Origin of the sequence: Enterobacter asburiae (assembly GCF_024599655.1) — a bacterium.
Lineage (GTDB): Bacteria > Pseudomonadota > Gammaproteobacteria > Enterobacterales > Enterobacteriaceae > Enterobacter > Enterobacter asburiae_D.
On the sequence record NZ_CP102247.1, the window covers coordinates 1,315,393 to 1,331,081 of the forward strand.

General features: G+C 57.2%; 15 protein-coding genes. 6 read left to right on the top strand and 9 right to left on the bottom strand.

Features of this window, described 5'->3' with window-relative positions; genetic code table 11:
- Positions 1-135: 135 nt before the first annotated feature.
- Both purN and purM read right to left on the bottom strand, forming a co-directional pair.
- Entirely contained in the window at positions 136-777 is a 642-nt protein-coding gene (gene purN / locus NQ230_RS06340) for a phosphoribosylglycinamide formyltransferase (protein WP_121425175.1), read from the bottom strand.
- The gene (gene purM / locus NQ230_RS06345) at positions 774-1,811 is read right to left on the bottom strand and encodes a phosphoribosylformylglycinamidine cyclo-ligase (RefSeq protein ID WP_257260478.1); all 1,038 of its coding nucleotides are present in this window, start codon (positions 1,809-1,811) and stop codon (positions 774-776) included. The genes purN and purM overlap by 4 nt, the downstream gene beginning before the upstream one ends.
- A gap of 266 nt (positions 1,812-2,077) precedes the next feature.
- Between purM and NQ230_RS06350 the strand changes: the two genes are divergently transcribed.
- From NQ230_RS06350 to NQ230_RS06365, 4 genes are all read left to right on the top strand, one after another.
- Positions 2,078-3,508: a 6-phospho-beta-glucosidase gene (locus NQ230_RS06350; RefSeq protein WP_257260479.1), complete on the top strand. Its 1,431-nt coding sequence runs from the start codon at positions 2,078-2,080 to the stop codon at positions 3,506-3,508.
- Between the two features lie 215 nt (positions 3,509-3,723).
- Positions 3,724-4,350 carry a uracil phosphoribosyltransferase gene (gene upp / locus NQ230_RS06355; RefSeq protein WP_023308769.1) on the top strand — a complete coding sequence of 209 codons (627 nt, stop codon included), beginning with the start codon at positions 3,724-3,726 and terminating at the stop codon, positions 4,348-4,350.
- A gap of 83 nt (positions 4,351-4,433) precedes the next feature.
- The gene (gene uraA, locus NQ230_RS06360; RefSeq protein WP_023308768.1) at positions 4,434-5,723 is read left to right on the top strand and encodes a uracil permease; all 1,290 of its coding nucleotides are present in this window, start codon (positions 4,434-4,436) and stop codon (positions 5,721-5,723) included.
- Between the two features lie 96 nt (positions 5,724-5,819).
- Entirely contained in the window at positions 5,820-6,521 is a 702-nt protein-coding gene (locus NQ230_RS06365; RefSeq protein ID WP_211438414.1) for a DnaA inactivator Hda, read from the top strand.
- Positions 6,522-6,607: 86 nt separating this feature from the next.
- Here the strand turns inward: NQ230_RS06365 and NQ230_RS06370 are convergent, their stop codons facing one another.
- The 3 genes from NQ230_RS06370 to celB are packed head-to-tail and all read right to left on the bottom strand — an operon-like array spanning position 6,608 to position 10,305.
- Positions 6,608-8,026 (bottom strand): leucyl aminopeptidase family protein, encoded by a 1,419-nt coding sequence (locus NQ230_RS06370; RefSeq protein WP_257261320.1) that lies wholly within the window; start codon positions 8,024-8,026, stop codon positions 6,608-6,610.
- Positions 8,026-8,982, bottom strand: a complete 957-nt coding sequence (locus tag NQ230_RS06375; RefSeq protein WP_032643584.1) for a glycosylasparaginase — start codon at positions 8,980-8,982, stop codon at positions 8,026-8,028. The genes NQ230_RS06370 and NQ230_RS06375 overlap by 1 nt, the downstream gene beginning before the upstream one ends.
- A gap of 3 nt (positions 8,983-8,985) precedes the next feature.
- Entirely contained in the window at positions 8,986-10,305 is a 1,320-nt protein-coding gene (celB, locus tag NQ230_RS06380) for a PTS cellobiose transporter subunit IIC (protein ID WP_024907562.1), read from the bottom strand.
- Positions 10,306-10,451: 146 nt separating this feature from the next.
- Here celB and NQ230_RS06385 point away from each other — a divergent pair, with 146 nt between their 5' ends.
- Positions 10,452-11,276, top strand: a complete 825-nt coding sequence (locus NQ230_RS06385) for a helix-turn-helix domain-containing protein (protein ID WP_257260482.1) — start codon at positions 10,452-10,454, stop codon at positions 11,274-11,276.
- On the opposite strand, the gene arsC is transcribed toward NQ230_RS06385, so the two are convergent.
- Together arsC and bepA are read right to left on the bottom strand one after the other, a co-directional pair.
- Positions 11,273-11,629 (bottom strand): arsenate reductase (glutaredoxin), encoded by a 357-nt coding sequence (gene arsC, locus NQ230_RS06390; RefSeq protein WP_159514663.1) that lies wholly within the window; start codon positions 11,627-11,629, stop codon positions 11,273-11,275. The two genes, NQ230_RS06385 and arsC, sit on opposite strands and share 4 nt — an antisense overlap.
- 18 nt (positions 11,630-11,647) lie before the next feature.
- Complete coding sequence (gene bepA / locus NQ230_RS06395; RefSeq protein ID WP_257260483.1) at positions 11,648-13,111, bottom strand: beta-barrel assembly-enhancing protease; 1,464 nt, start codon at positions 13,109-13,111, stop codon at positions 11,648-11,650.
- 221 nt (positions 13,112-13,332) lie between these two features.
- Here bepA and NQ230_RS06400 point away from each other — a divergent pair, with 221 nt between their 5' ends.
- Positions 13,333-14,397: an AI-2E family transporter gene (locus NQ230_RS06400; protein ID WP_024907566.1), complete on the top strand. Its 1,065-nt coding sequence runs from the start codon at positions 13,333-13,335 to the stop codon at positions 14,395-14,397.
- Between the two features lie 138 nt (positions 14,398-14,535).
- Here the strand turns inward: NQ230_RS06400 and bcp are convergent, their stop codons facing one another.
- Together bcp and NQ230_RS06410 are read right to left on the bottom strand one after the other, a co-directional pair.
- Positions 14,536-15,006 carry a thioredoxin-dependent thiol peroxidase gene (gene bcp / locus NQ230_RS06405; protein WP_014171119.1) on the bottom strand — a complete coding sequence of 157 codons (471 nt, stop codon included), beginning with the start codon at positions 15,004-15,006 and terminating at the stop codon, positions 14,536-14,538.
- A complete protein-coding gene (locus NQ230_RS06410) occupies positions 15,006-15,575 on the bottom strand; it encodes a glycine cleavage system transcriptional repressor (protein ID WP_029739969.1) in 570 nt (189 codons plus the stop codon). The genes bcp and NQ230_RS06410 overlap by 1 nt, the downstream gene beginning before the upstream one ends.
- Positions 15,576-15,689: the final 114 nt, after the last annotated feature.

Sequence of the window (15,689 nt, forward strand, 5' to 3'; positions counted from 1 at the left end):
CGATATGTCCAACAGTGCCAGAAAAGTATGACAGTTATTTTTTTTGTTGGGGATTTTAGAAGGTTGGAGAAGGGGATATCGGGTAATGCAATGTACAGGTCGGGTAAGCGCAGCAGCGCCACCCGACATAGCAAACTACTCTTCCGCAGCATGACCCTGCGGGGGTAACTTCACGCCGTCCAGCCAGGCTGCGCCATCGCGCATCTCGAGACGCCCGTCGACAAACCAACTGACCACCAGCGGGTAAATGGCGTGTTCCTGGGTCTGCACGCGTTCGGTCACATCTTCTTCGCTGTCGCCGTCAAAGACCGGGACTTTGGCCTGCAGGATCACCGGACCGCCGTCCAGCTCGTCGGTAACGAAATGCACGGAGGTGCCGTGCTCTTCATCGCCGTTTTCCAGAACCTGACGATGGGTGTGCAGGCCGGGATATTTCGGCAGCAGGGAAGGGTGAATATTCAGCAGACGTCCGGCGAAGTGTTCGACGAAGGTCGGGCTCAGAATACGCATATAGCCCGCCAGCACGACCACGTCCGGTGCGTAGGCGTCAATCTCATGCACCAGCTCGCGGTCAAAGGCTTCACGCCCGGCGAACTGGCTGGCTTCCAGCGCGTGCGCAGGAATGTTCGCTTCCCGCGCGCGCTCAAGGCCGAACGCGTCGGCCTTGTTGCTGAAAACTGCCCGAATGGTGCCATTGATTTTCTTCTGTTTGCAGGCGTCTATGATTGCCTGCAAATTACTTCCGTTGCCGGAAATGAGCACCACGATGTTTTTCATTCAATAACCACACGCTGTTCGGAATCGGAAGCTTTAATCGTACCGATTTTCCACGCGTTTTCACCTTTTTCAGTCAGCAGCTTAACCGCTTTATCCGCTTCGCTTGCCGGCAGGGCGATAACCATGCCCACGCCGCAGTTAAAGGTGCGGTACATTTCGTGAGAGCTCACGTTGCCTGCGGACTGCAGCCAGTTGAAGACGGCCGGCCACTGCCATGAGGATTCGTCGATCACCGCCTGGGTGTTATCCGGCAGGACGCGCGGGATGTTTTCCCAGAAGCCGCCGCCGGTCAGGTGAGCGATAGCGTGAACGTCGACGTTCTCGATAAGCTCAAGCACGTTTTTCACGTAGATGCGGGTCGGCGCCAGCAGATGGTCAGCCAGCGGTTTACCGTCAAGCTCGGTCGTCAGCGAGTCGCAGCCGCTCACTTCGAGAATTTTACGCACCAGGGAGTAGCCGTTGGAGTGCGGGCCGCTGGAGGCCAGCGCGATCAGCACATCGCCATCGGCCACTTTGCTGCCGTCGATAATTTCTGATTTTTCTACTACGCCGACGCAGAAGCCCGCGACGTCATAATCTTCGCCGTGATACATGCCCGGCATTTCCGCGGTTTCACCACCGACCAGCGCACAGCCGGACTGCAGGCAGCCTTCGGCGATGCCGTTGATCACGCTGGCAGCGGTATCCACGTCCAGTTTGCCGGTCGCGTAGTAATCGAGGAAGAACAGCGGCTCTGCGCCCTGAACCACCAGGTCATTCACGCACATCGCGACCAGATCGATACCGATCGTGTCGTGACGTTTTAAATCCATCGCCAGGCGCAGTTTAGTGCCTACACCGTCAGTTCCCGAGACCAGAACAGGTTCACGATATTTTTGCGGCAGCGCGCACAGTGCGCCGAAGCCACCCAGACCACCCATCACTTCCGGGCGGCGGGTTTTTTTCACCACACCTTTGATTCGGTCAACCAGCGCATTACCTGCGTCAATATCAACACCGGCATCTTTGTAGCTGAGAGAAGTTTTGTTGGTCACGGCTTAAATCCCCACGCGATTGCATAGCTAGTAAGAAAAATCGGCGCAATTCTAACAGTCCAGGCAAACGTTTGCGAGCCTATTCTGGACGTGGGGATCTTTTTTTCTGTGTACCCCGGTAATGCAGCCAAACTTGACTCTGTTCACGAAAATGAAACCGGTTTCTGAGAACTGCTTGCAACGGTTATTCCCTTTGCACATCATCGAACTGAAACCGGTTTCTGTAATTGTTTTTGCAGAAAATAACGCAGAATGAGGGAAAGCGAATGTCAGGATTTAAAGCAGGTTTTCTGTGGGGTGGGGCCGTTGCGGCGCATCAGCTTGAAGGCGGCTGGAAAGAGGGCGGCAAGGGCGTAAGCGTGGCCGATGTGATGACCGCGGGCGCGCACGGCGTGCCGCGTGAAATCACCAACGGCGTGCTGGAAGGGAAAAATTACCCTAACCACGAAGCCATCGATTTCTACCACCGCTATAAAGAAGACATCAAACTCTTTGCCGAGATGGGGTTCAAATGCTTCCGCACTTCTATTGCCTGGACGCGGATCTTCCCGAAAGGGGACGAGCTTGAGCCTAACGAGGCTGGCCTGAAATTCTATGACGATCTGTTCGACGAGTGTCTGAAGCACGGCATCGAACCGGTTATCACCCTGTCGCACTTCGAAATGCCTTTCCACCTGGTCACGGAATACGGCGGCTGGCGCAACCGTAAGCTGATCGACTTCTTCGTTCGTTTCGCAAAAGTGGTTTTCCAGCGCTACCAGCATAAGGTGAAGTACTGGATGACCTTCAACGAGATCAACAACCAGGCCAACTTCCACGAAGACTTTGCCCCGTTCACCAACTCCGGTCTGAAGTACGCGCCGGGTGAAGACCGCGAGCCGGTGATGTTCCAGGCGGCGCACTATGAGCTGGTGGCCAGCGCCCTGGCGGTGAAGGCGGGGCGGGAGATTAACCCGTCGCTGCAGATTGGCTGCATGATTGCCATGTGTCCTATCTATCCGCTGACCTGCGCGCCGGACGATATGATGATGGCGATGAACGCGATGCACCGCCGCTACTGGTTCACCGACGTGCACGTGCGCGGCAGATACCCGCAGCATCTGCTCAACTACTTCGAACGTCGCGGCTTCGCGCTGGATATTACCGAAGAAGATAAAGCGGCGCTGACGCAGGGCTGCGTGGACTACATCGGGTTCAGCTACTACATGTCCTTCGCCACCAAAGCGACGGCGGATAACCCGCAGCTGGACTACGACGAGAGCAAGAGCCTGGTCTCTAACCCGTACGTGCAGAAATCCGACTGGGGCTGGCAGATTGACCCGGTGGGGCTTCGCTACTCCCTCAACTGGTTCTGGGATCACTACCAGCTGCCGCTGTTTATCGTTGAGAACGGCTTTGGCGCGATCGACGTGCAGGAGAGCGACGGCACGGTGAACGACCAGTACCGCATTGACTACCTGGCCGCGCACATCAGCGAGATGAAAAAAGCGGTGGTGGAAGACGGCGTAGACCTGATGGGCTATACCCCGTGGGGCTGTATCGACCTGGTGTCTGCCGGTACGGGCGAAATGAAAAAACGCTACGGCTTTATCTTTGTCGATAAAGATAACGAAGGGAACGGCACGCTGAACCGCAGTAAGAAGAAGTCGTTCGACTGGTATAAGCAGGTGATTGCGAGCAACGGCGATAACCTGTAATTGTCGGGTGGCGCTAACGCTTACCCGACCTACACTACACGTAGGCCCGCGTAAGCGCAGCGCCACCGGGCAGAACCCGCACCCAAGCCGGAGCCCAGCCTCCGGTTTTTTGTCTTTGCTTGATCCCTGTCAAGCAACATGGGTATGGCCTAATCCGAAAAAAGCGGTATAATCCCGCGATTTTTTTGCGGACGCCACCTCAGAGGAGAAAGAGAATGAAGATTGTGGAAGTGAAACACCCACTCGTTAAACACAAGTTGGGCCTGATGCGTGAGCATGACATCAGCACGAAGCGTTTTCGCGAACTGGCATCTGAAGTCGGCAGCCTGCTGACCTACGAAGCGACCTCTGATCTGGAAACAGAAAAAGTCACCATCGAAGGCTGGAACGGCCCGGTGCAGGTTGAGCAGATCAAAGGTAAGAAAATTACCGTGGTGCCAATCCTGCGTGCCGGTCTCGGCATGATGGAAGGCGTGCTGGAGCACGTGCCAAGCGCGCGTATCAGCGTGGTCGGGATCTACCGTAACGAAGAAACCCTTGAGCCGGTTCCTTACTTCCAGAAGCTGGTGTCTAACATCGACGAGCGTATGGCGCTGGTAGTTGACCCAATGCTCGCAACCGGCGGTTCTATGATCGCTACCATCGACCTGCTGAAAAACGCCGGCTGTAACAGTATTAAGGTGCTGGTACTGGTTGCCGCTCCGGAAGGGATCGCGGCGCTGGAAAAAGCGCACCCGGACGTTGAGCTGTACACCGCCTCTATCGACCAGGGCCTGAACGAGCACGGGTACATCATCCCGGGGCTCGGCGATGCCGGCGATAAGATCTTTGGTACGAAATAATCGAATAACGATAAATAAGCCGACTTTGATAGTCGGCTTTTTTTTGAATAAAACACCAACAATACTACACAGAGGAAAACACTATGACGCGCCGTGCTATCGGGGTGAGTGAAAGACCGCCGCTTTTACAGACTATCCCGCTTAGTTTGCAGCACCTGTTCGCCATGTTTGGCGCAACCGTGCTGGTGCCAATCCTGTTCCACATTAACCCGGCTACCGTGCTGCTGTTCAACGGCATTGGTACGCTGTTGTACCTCTTTATCTGTAAAGGCAAAATCCCGGCGTATCTCGGGTCAAGCTTCGCCTTTATCTCGCCGGTGTTACTGCTGCTGCCGCTGGGTTATGAAGTCGCGCTGGGCGGCTTTATCATGTGCGGTGTCCTGTTCTGCGTGGTGTCCTTCATTGTGAAGAAAGCCGGTACCGGCTGGCTGGACGTCATGTTCCCCCCTGCGGCGATGGGCGCAATCGTTGCCGTCATCGGTCTTGAACTGGCAGGTGTCGCGGCGAATATGGCCGGTCTGCTGCCTGCTGACGGCCAGTCACCGGATTCCAAAACCATTATCATCTCGCTGGTAACGCTGGGCGTGACGGTGTTTGGCTCCGTGCTGTTCCGCGGCTTTATGGCGATTATCCCGATCCTGATCGGCGTGCTGGCGGGCTATGCGCTCTCCTTCGCGATGGGCGTGGTGGATACTACCCCGATTGCTCAGGCGCACTGGTTCGCCCTGCCAACCTTCTATACGCCACGCTTCGAATGGTTTGCGATCTTCACCATTCTGCCTGCGGCGCTGGTGGTGATTGCGGAGCACGTCGGCCACCTGGTGGTGACGGCAAACATCGTTAAGCGCGATTTAATCCGCGACCCGGGCCTGCACCGCTCCATGTTTGCGAACGGTTTCTCCACCATCATCTCCGGTTTCTTCGGCTCTACGCCAAACACCACCTACGGTGAGAACATCGGCGTGATGGCGATTACCCGCGTCTACAGTACCTGGGTTATCGGCGGCGCGGCGATCATCGCCATTCTGCTCTCCTGCGTCGGCAAGCTGGCGGCAGCGATTCAGATCATTCCTGTACCGGTGATGGGCGGCGTTTCTCTGCTTCTGTATGGCGTGATCGGTGCCTCCGGTATTCGCGTGCTGATCGAATCCAAAGTGGATTACAGCAAGGCGCAGAACCTAATCCTGACCTCCGTTATCCTGATTATCGGCGTGAGCGGCGCGAAGGTGCACATTGGTGCAGCGGAGCTGAAGGGCATGGCGCTGGCGACCATCGTCGGCGTGGGCCTGAGCCTGATCTTCAAGCTGATCTCGGTTATCCGCCCGGAAGAAGAAATTCTGGACGCGGACGATAGCGAAAAAGCGTCACACTGATCGTATTAACGGGCGAGGGATCGCCCGGTTCTCTCCTTGCAGGTTCCGTGTTAAACTCCATTCCGATTTTACGTAGGATCTCTGGTTGAGGTATTTCTGAACGGACCGGCACAGCTCTCTCTGCCACTCTATCTCCCTGACGACGAAACTTTCGCGAGTTTCTGGCCGGGTGATAACCCCTCTTTACTGGCTGCACTGCAAAACGTGCTGCGCCAGGATCACAGCGGATACATCTATATCTGGTCACGCGAAGGCGCAGGGCGTAGCCACCTGCTGCATGCCGCCTGCGCGGAGCTTTCGGCGCGCGGAGATGCGGTAGGCTATGTGCCGCTGGATAAACGTACCTGGTTCGTGCCTGAGGTGCTGGAGGGAATGGAACATCTCTCGCTGGTCTGCATCGATAATATCGAATGCGTGGCGGGGGATGAGCCGTGGGAAATGGCGATCTTTAACCTCTATAACCGCATTCTGGAATCGGGTAAAACCCGGCTGCTGATCACCGGCGATCGTCCGCCGAGACAGCTCAATCTGGGGCTGCCGGACCTGGCGTCTCGTCTGGACTGGGGACAAATCTACAAGCTTCAGCCCCTGTCGGATGAAGATAAGCTTCAGGCGTTACAGCTGCGCGCAAAGCAGCGCGGGTTTGAGCTGCCGGAGGACGTGGGGCGCTTCCTGCTTAAACGACTGGATCGCGAAATGCGCACGCTGTTTGACACGCTCGATCAGCTCGATCGCGCCTCGATTACCGCCCAGCGCAAGCTGACCATTCCGTTTGTGAAAGATATTCTCAAGCTTTGAGTTTGTTCGCCCGGTGGCGCTGCGCTTACCGGGCCTACAAAACCCGTTGCACTTTGTAGGCCGGGTAAGGCGCAGCCGCCACCCGGCTAAAGATCCCCCATTAGATGCTCAACCAAAAGCGGAATCGGTCTTCCCGACGCCACGCTCCGTCCGTTTTCACGCCACAGCGCCGTACCGCTAATGTCCAGATGGGCCCACGGAATAGTTGGCGGGCAGAAGTGATTCAGCAGCCACGCCGCCGAGGCGCTGATCGCCGCATTGTTGGTCGGCGTGTTGCACAGATCGGCAATCGCGCTGTCGGTCTGCTTTTTCAGCCGCGCATCCAGCGGCAGGGACCACACTTCATCGCCGCTCTGCTTACCGGCCAGCGTTAGCGCCGCGCGCAGCGGTTCATCCTGCGCCATTAATCCGCTCAGCTCATACCCCAGCGCCTTCACGACCGCACCGGTTAAGGTCGCCATATCAATAATATAGCGCGCCTGCGGATGGCGCTGGCTGGCCCAGGCGATGGCGTCCGCCAGCACCAGTCGGCCTTCGGCATCGGTGTTGTTGATTTCAACGGTGGTCCCGTTGCAGGCCGTTGCTACCGTGCCGGGCTGCATGGCTTCCGGACCGATGGCGTTTTCCGCCAGCGCCAGCACGCCCATGATGCGAACGGGAAGCCCCAGTTCTGCGACGGTCAGCATCAGGCCCAGCACGTTAGCCGCGCCGCACATGTCGTATTTCATGGTGTACATGCCCGCGCCTTCCTTCAGCCACAGGCCGCCGGTATCGAAGGTTATGCCTTTACCCACATAGCAGCGCACCGGGCCGTCGCTGGCACCGTCATAATGAATCGCCAGCAGGCGCGGCGGACAGGTTGCCCCTTTGCCGACGGCGTGCAGTAGCCCCAGACCCTGCTCAGCAATAGCCTTTTCATTCAGCACTTCGCAGCGCAGAGCGGGGAAGGCGGCACACAGTTTTTGCGCCTCTTCGACTACAAACTGCGGCGTGCAGCGGTCGGACGGGATATCCGCCAGGCGTCGCGCCGCGACCATGCCTTGGGCGATGGCCTGCTGCTGGCGGAAAATAACCCCCAGTCGGTCCTGCTGTTCGGGTAAACAGAGCGCGGTGATGCGCTCAAGACGGACGCTGTCACGGGTTTTCTTCAACTGCAAATCGCTTAGCCTGTGCGCCTGATTAAAGAGAAAACGCAGCACCTGCGCCAGAACCACCTCGTCGATATCAGTCACGTCCAGTATCAGCTCGGGGCTGACGGGCGAGGCAAGCAGCGGGCGCAGCGCCGTCAGTAATCCTTCGGTCAGGCTATCCTGCCAGAGCCCATCGGGCAGCAGGGTGATCCGGGCATAAGGCGCGCAGCCAAAGCGGGCGTCAGCGATGCTGGCAGACTCGCGCATTTCCGCGACCAGCGCCGTTTCGGGCAAATGCGTACAGGAGGTGGAGGCAATCAAATGGCTTTGCGGAGCCGCGTCAGAAAGCGTTGTAATAAACTGATACGTAATCATCATGACTCCTCAATCGGCGCGCGGATCCGCGCGGCATAGGCCTGCATCCACGCATCGTCTACCGCGTGATAATGCGTTTTCTCCCGCAGGCGTTCGGTACGAAAAACGGTGAGGGGCTGGCGAGCCGTCGCCACCACGAACGAAAAGGTTTTGATGTTGGTGGCGGCACCGAATTCGCCCCTGTTGTTCATGCACACCACGGAGAGATCGCCCACGCGGCCAAAGCGCGACATCAGCTTGTCCTCCAGTTCGAACACCACCGAATCCGCCGCCTGCTGCGGCGTCATACCCTGCGCCATCCGGCGGACGATTTCGTAGCTGGTGCAGCCTTTCATCAGATCTTCACCGACGCCCGTGGCGGTGGCGGCGCCGGTTTCGCTGTCACAGTAAAAGCCGGAGCCGATAATGGGCGAATCGCCGAGTCGACCGCGCTTTTTCATGAACAGGCCGCTGGTGGAGGTGGCGACGCTCATCGAGCCCTGCTTATCGAGGCCGATAATGCCGACGGTGTCATGCCCGTCGTAAGGGCTTAAGCCCTTATCCAGCGTTTCGCGGCAGCGTTTGCGGTAGTGCTGCATGGCGCGGTCAGTGAGCATGGTTTTGTCGGCAAAGCCCTGGCTCAGCGCCCATTCCCGCGCGCCCTGGCCGACCAGCAGGCTATTGTAGCGCTGGCGGCTTAACGCATGCGCCACGCGCACCGGGTTGGCGATATCCACCAGGTTGCCCACGGCACCAAACGCCAGCGTGTCGCCGTCCATGTAGGCGGCGTCCAGCTCCACCTCGCCATTTTCGGTGGGCAGCCCGCCGTAGCCGACGGATTTATAAAACGGAAAGTCTTCGACGGCGGCGACGGCATCCACCACCGCAGCGGAGACCGGTTTCCCCGCAGCCAGCGCGGACGCAGACTCCGTAACGCCTTCAAGCGCCATTCTCCAGGTCGCGATAATTCCCCACATGCTTTACTCCTGTTTTGCAAGGGTGGTGTCGGTTTGCGTAACGGTGGCCATTTCCGCCGCGCGGTACTGTTTGTCCACGATACGCATGAAAGGCAGGTACAGCATGGCGCCAATCAGCAGGTTAATAAGCTGCATCACGCTGCCGCTCAGGTGCCCGGTGACGATAAAACCGCTGATGACCGGCGGCAGCGTCCAGGGAATAAACACCCCGGTGGTGACGGCAACCGCGCCAATCTTCATCGCTGCATACTGCACCGTGACCAGCACCAGCGGCACCAGGTTGAACGGGATAAGCATGATCGGGTTCATGATCACCGGCAGGCCAAACAGGATCGGTTCGTTGATATTAAACACCGACGCCCCGGCGCCGAGGCGCGCCACTTCACGCATGTTTTTGCTGCGGGCGAAAATCAGCATCGCAATCACCAGCGACAGCGTGGCCCCCGCGCCGCCCATCCAGATCATGTCAAAAAACTGTTCGGTGATAATGTGCGGCGGCGTCGTGCCTGCCTGAATCGCCGCGATGTTGTCGGTCTGGTTCTCCATCCACAGCGGTCGAATGATGCCGTTGATCATCGAGCCGGAGTTAATGCCCACGGACCACAGAATGGTGATGCTGAACACCGTCATCAGCGCGCCAAAGTATGAGGTGCCATAGTGGCGCACCGGCGTGGCAACCACTTCGTAAATAAACTGGTGGATGGTGTTGTAGTGGGTGTTTTCAAACACGATGCGGATACCCAGCACCAGAATCATCACCAGCAGGGCCGGGATCAGCGCGGCGAACGACTCTTGCACCGCCGGAGGCACGCCGTCCGGCATTTTGATCACCAGTTTTTTGCGCTTCAGCCAGCAGAACAGCTCCGTCCACAGCAGGGAACCAATCATCGCCACGAACAGCCCTTTGCTGCCAATCCACTCCACCGGAATGACAGTGATACCGCCGTTTTCCGCCACTTTGATAAAGGGCGTCAGGATGAGAAAGGCGACCAGCGCCAGGATGCCGCAGGAGATGCGATCCTCACCGTAGTGTTCCGCCAGGCGGAAGGCGACCAGGAAGCTGATGAACAGCGACATGGTGGAGAACACCGCGTTGAACGGGATTTCGATAATGGCGCTCCAGCTCTCACCAAAGGCCTGAGACATAAACTGCTGATAGGCTTGATTCGGGAACGACGAGATCACCAGCAGAATAGAGCCGACGATGATAAACGGCATGAAGGAGACGTAGGCGCCGCGAATGGCCCCGAGATGACGCTGCTGGGCCGTTTTGGCCGCCAGCGGCATCAGTTTTGCTTCGAGAAATCCCAGAACATTGTTCATTGTGAACTCCGTACAAGATTGAGGGGTGTTGTTTGTGTTATGTCTGGGGATTATCAGTGAAGCGTGGCGAGCGAAAGGTGAAATCGGTCACAAAGCAATCGCTGGTGTAGTATAAATCTCACAAGATTGGTTCTGAGGATCCTGCGATGGAAATTAAACTTCATGCTAATGCCACCACGACGCCGCGCATCCGTCGCTATCTTCAGCAGTCCGATAAAAGCGACAGGGAGCTAGCCGCCGAGCTGGGTATTTCGGTCACTACCGTCAGGCGCTGGCGCAACCGCGATCAGGTTTCGGATAACCACACCACGCCAAAAGTGATACACAAAGCATTGAGACACGAGCAGGTTGCGCTGGTCAATGCCCTGCGGGATATCACGGGTGCCCCGCTGGACGAGCTGCTGCAGATGGTTAACAACGGACTCGGGATCGCCGTATCCCGCGCGACCCTGAACCGCTACCTCAAACCGGCTTCGGTAAAGCAGAAGGGCGCGACGTTGCAGGGGAGAAAGGCGCTGAAGGCAGGCATCGTGCCGCAAAAACTCCTGTTACATCATCAGCCTCTGTCTCTGCATATGGACGATGGCGGGGAACAGCACCTGCTCTGGGCGCGTGAACCCGTGAGCGGCTGGTGCTACGCCCGGCTGTACGCGGGCATTTCTCCGCAGCTGCTGGCACACTGGGCGAACGACGCGCTGGAAGCCTGTCCGGCTGATATTCAATCTGTTGAGACTTTTGGTTTCGAGGTTAAGCTAAAGGAGCGCAATGCCACCGTAACGGTGCATCCGCAGCAGTACCGCGCCGTTCAGGTTGATCTGCCGCTATGTGAAATCATCCCACGCCTGAACAGTGAACCGGCAGGCGAGCTGTTGATCCAGCTGTGCGAATTTTACAATCGGGGAAAAACGCAGAAAAAGCTGGGAGAGAGTACGCCGCAGGCCTTTCTGGAAGCGCTGCGGCATAAGGACTAGAGGATCTCGAGCACGTCTTCCGGCGGACGTCCAATGCGCGCCTGGCCGTTCGCCACCACAATCGGGCGCTCAATCAGCTTTGGATTTTCAACCATCGCCTGGATCAGCTCAGCCTCGGTGAGGCTGCTGTCATCCAGGCTAAGCGACTTATACAGATCTTCTTTCTGGCGCATCAGCTCTCTTGCACTGCCCATTCCCAGCATGTGCAGCAGCTGGCGGAGGGTTTGCGCATCGGGTGGGGTGTCAAGGTACAGCACCACCTCCGGCTCAACGCCGTTAGACTTTAGCAGGCTCAGGGTATCGCGGCTCTTGGAGCAGCGAGGGTTGTGATAGATTTTTACGGCGTCGGTCATGACGTGAATTCTCCTTTATTACATCTTCTCGTAAGGCTTAAAGCGCTGCTGCAGGGCGCGCAGCTGATCGATACGCGCGTCGTAACGGGCCTGCTGGAGGCTGCCGAGTTTGACCTGCGAGCTGGCGCTGCTGAGCGTGGAAATCGCCTGATCGAGACGGCCCACCAGGGCAAAACCTTCGGCACGCGCCGCCAGCTCCTGATCGCGGTTGCCAAGCTGGGCTTCCGCCTGAGCGAGCAGATCCCAGCCGTTTTGATCGTCTTTATTATTAAAGGTGTAGCGGTTCAGAATGGTCGCCGCTTCGCCAGGCTGACCGCCCTGTAAGTAAGCGTTCGCCAGGTTAAGCTGCAGCACCGGGTTGGTACGGACGTCTTTCGCCCCTTTCAGACGGTTAATCGCATCGGCCGTTTTCTTCTGCCCCAGATCGATATCCGTCGACAGATCGAGGTACCACGGGTTGTTCGGGTCGGCCGACAGAAGCGGCTGCAGCGCTTTACGCGCCTCGTCGTATTTGCTGGCTTCCATCGCCTGGAGCGCCTGACCATACTGCGCGGCATTTTTCTCACGCACGTTGCCCTTCGCCAGGGTATCCAGCAGGTCGCTGGTGAGCTGGTTACGCCCGGAATTGTACATCCCCAGGGTTCTCACCTTCGCCATGTAGAAATCCTGTGAAGACTGGACCACGACCGGACGCATCTGGTTGGCACGGTTACGCGCGTCCGACAGACGGCTTTCAGGTAATGGGTGCGTCAGCAGGATTTCCGGCGGACGGGAAGAGTAACGCGCCTGATCGAGCAGTTTTTCCAGGAAGCTCGGCATGGCCTGCGGGTCAAAGCCCGAACGCTGCAGCACCTGAATCCCGATGCGGTCCGCTTCCTGTTCGTTTTGCTGGGTAAAGCTGATCATCCCCTGGCGCGTTCCCGCCAGCGTACCGGTCAGGGCTGCCATCCCGGCCTGCGGGCTGGCCATCGCCAGCAGAATAGAGCCCAGCGCGCCCACCCAGGTGAGGGGGGCGTTACGTTTCTGATCTTCCATGGCACGCGCCAGGTGGCGCTGGGTGACGTGCGAAATTTCGTGCGCCATCACCGAGGCCAGCTGGCTTTCGTTGTCAGAGTAACGGAATAACGCCGAATGCAGCACCACGTTACCGCCAAAGAAGGCGAAGGCGTTGATTTCGTCATTATTGATTAAATAGAAATGGAAGGGCGTTTTTACCGAGTCGGCGTGCGAAACCAGGCGCATCCCCAGCCCGTTAATGTACTGTACCAGCAAAGGGTCGTTAATCAGCGGGGCGCTGCCGCGCAGCTGGCGAACATAGTAATCCCCCATTTGCATCTCTTGCCCAATAGAGAGCGTGCTTCCTGCTGTGGTGCCCATGTCCGGCAATGAATCGGACGAGTCAGCAAAAGCGGGCAACACCTGACCGACCGTCACCGCGGCAATCAGTGTTGCAACCAGTGTTTTTCTCAACTGCCTGAACATAACCACTGTCCTGTATGTTGGATGTGCTAATTTGACCGATGAACCGGCATAACGTTCATCTCTGCTGCTCTGCGAGTGTAGCCGTGTTACAGCATGAAGAAAATCCCATTCATCAGGCTTTTGCGGATTGCGATCGGGATACAAAAAGCGAAAGTCTTTTTTGTGACAGTTAGATACAATTCACCGTCTCACTCCCGCCATTCGATTCAGGGAAGGGTTGTATGCTCGAAATGTTAATGCAGTGGTACCGGCGTCGGTTCAGCGACCCGGAAGCCATTGCTTTGTTGGTTATTCTGGTTGCCGGGTTCGGCATTCTGTTCTTCTTTAGCGGCCTGCTCGCGCCCCTGCTTGTGGCGATCGTGCTGGCGTACCTGCTGGAGTGGCCAACGGCGCGCCTGGAGCACATCGGCTGTTCCCGTCGCTGGGCGACCAGCATCGTCCTGGTGCTGTTTGTCGGCATCCTGCTTTTAATGGCCTTTGTGGTGATGCCGGTGGCCTGGCAGCAGGGGATCTACCTTATCCGCGATATGCCCGGCATGCTGAACAAGCTTTCTGATTTTGCCGCCACGCTGCCGCGCCGTTACCCGGCCCTGATGGACGCCGGGATTATCGACGCGATGGCCGAAAACATGCGCGCCCGCATCATGACGATGGGCGATTCGGTGGTGAAATACTCTCTGGCCTCGCTGGTCGGGCTGCTGACGCTGGCGGTTTACCTTGTCCTCGTGCCGCTCATGGTCTTCTTCCTGGTGAAAGATAAGGACCAGATGCTCAACGCCGTGCGCCGTATTCTGCCGCGCAACCGCGGGCTGGCAGGGCAGGTCTGGGAAGAGATGAACCAGCAGATCACCAACTACATTCGCGGCAAGGTGCTGGAGATGATTGTCGTGGGGGTCGCCACCTGGATTGGCTTCCTGATTTTCGGCCTGAACTACTCGCTGCTGCTGGCGGTGCTGGTGGGGTTGTCGGTCCTGATTCCGTACATCGGCGCGTTTGTGGTGACCATTCCGGTGGTTGGGGTCGCGCTGTTCCAGTTTGGGCTGGGGACAGAGTTCTGGAGCTGCTTCGCGGTGTACCTGATTATTCAGGGGCTGGACGGTAACCTGCTGGTACCGGTGCTGTTCTCCGAAGCGGTGAACCTGCATCCGCTGGTGATTATCTTGTCCGTGGTGATTTTCGGCGGGCTGTGGGGATTCTGGGGCGTGTTCTTTGCGATTCCGCTAGCGACGCTGATTAAAGCCGTGGTCCACGCGTGGCCGGATGTGCCGGCGGTGGAAGAGAAATAGGTTTTGTGCGGGCTGGTGCCCTCACCCCGGCCCTCTCCCACAGGGAGAGGGGGAAAACACTAAAAACGGCAACCAGGTTGCCGTTTTGCATTTATCTTGTAGGTCGGGTAAGGCGAAGCCGCCACCCGACACTCACTTTCAGGCACTTTGTTTCAGCCAGTTCAACACCACGTCGTGGTGGTTGCTGGTTTTGAAGTCGTCAAACACATGTTCAACTTTACCGTCAGCGTCAATCAGGAAGCTGATGCGGTGAATGCCGTCGTAGGTTTTACCCATAAACGTCTTCTCGCCCCAGACGCCGAACTGCTCGCACACCTGATGGTCTTCATCAGAAAGCAGCGTGAAGTTCAGCAGCTCTTTTTCAGCAAATCGTGACAGCTTTTCTGGTTTATCCGTGCTGATACCCAGCACTTCCACGCCGACTTTTTTCAACTCGTCCATGTTGTCGCGTAAGCCGCAGGCCTGTACGGTGCAGCCGGGGGTCATGGCTTTCGGGTAGAAATAGACCAGAACACGCTGTCCCTGGAAGTCGGTCAAATTTACTTGCTCGCCGTCTTGATCCGGTAAGCTAAATTTCGGTGCGATGTCACCGGCTTTCAGTGGATTCATTACTCAACTCCATCCTGTTCGTGCTGCGAATAATTGACGACGCTTATACTGCCCTGCGCGTTTAATTCTGTACAGAGGGCTTTGAACGCTTGCTCGATATTTGACGCATCCTGTGAGGCAGGGCTGTGCGCCGTAATTTGGATAAACAGCACCGGAAGACCCTGGTCATCGCTTGTCTGCGTACGGGAAACCAGTTCGGCAATATTCATCTGATGACTGTCAAACAGCGCCGTGAAACGCTCAATCAGATGCGGAGAATCAGGGACTTCAACCTGCACCCAGACGGTAGAAGGCAGTGCCGGACGCGGACGCGCGGTGGTGCGCTTCATGACAATCAGCAAATCCAGTTCGGCCCCCTTCAGCGGCAGGGTCGATTCAATCAACGTAATGGCGTTCCATGTCCCGGAAAGCAACATAATAAATGTGAACTCTTCGCCAAGCATGGCCAGACGGCTGTCTTCAATATTACAGCCGCAGCTGCTTACGTGGCGGGTGATGGTGTTCACGATACCCGGCCTGTCGGCACCCAGCGCAGTGATAACCAGGTAATGTTGTGATGAGGTTGTCAAACCTGTTCTTCCTTTGCATGGTTAAGTCTTCCTAAGGAAAGCATAAAAAAAACATGCATACAACCGCCTGAGCGCCTCAGGTCGCTTGCTTTTATTACAGTTCCAAACGTAACA

Excerpts from the sequence above, each read along its gene's own strand:
- purN (WP_121425175.1), bottom strand. The coding sequence starts at position 777 with ATGAAAAACATCGTGGTGCTCATTTCCGGCAACGGAAGTAATTTGCAG.
- NQ230_RS06350 (WP_257260479.1), top strand. The coding sequence starts at position 2,078 with ATGTCAGGATTTAAAGCAGGTTTTCTGTGGGGTGGGGCCGTTGCGGCG.
- upp (WP_023308769.1), top strand. The coding sequence starts at position 3,724 with ATGAAGATTGTGGAAGTGAAACACCCACTCGTTAAACACAAGTTGGGC.
- uraA (WP_023308768.1), top strand. The coding sequence starts at position 4,434 with ATGACGCGCCGTGCTATCGGGGTGAGTGAAAGACCGCCGCTTTTACAG.
- NQ230_RS06370 (WP_257261320.1), bottom strand. The coding sequence starts at position 8,026 with ATGATTACGTATCAGTTTATTACAACGCTTTCTGACGCGGCTCCGCAA.
- NQ230_RS06375 (WP_032643584.1), bottom strand. The coding sequence starts at position 8,982 with ATGTGGGGAATTATCGCGACCTGGAGAATGGCGCTTGAAGGCGTTACG.
- celB (WP_024907562.1), bottom strand. The coding sequence starts at position 10,305 with ATGAACAATGTTCTGGGATTTCTCGAAGCAAAACTGATGCCGCTGGCG.
- NQ230_RS06385 (WP_257260482.1), top strand. The coding sequence starts at position 10,452 with ATGGAAATTAAACTTCATGCTAATGCCACCACGACGCCGCGCATCCGT.
- arsC (WP_159514663.1), bottom strand. The coding sequence starts at position 11,629 with ATGACCGACGCCGTAAAAATCTATCACAACCCTCGCTGCTCCAAGAGC.
- bepA (WP_257260483.1), bottom strand. The coding sequence starts at position 13,111 with ATGTTCAGGCAGTTGAGAAAAACACTGGTTGCAACACTGATTGCCGCG.
- NQ230_RS06400 (WP_024907566.1), top strand. The coding sequence starts at position 13,333 with ATGCTCGAAATGTTAATGCAGTGGTACCGGCGTCGGTTCAGCGACCCG.
- bcp (WP_014171119.1), bottom strand. The coding sequence starts at position 15,006 with ATGAATCCACTGAAAGCCGGTGACATCGCACCGAAATTTAGCTTACCG.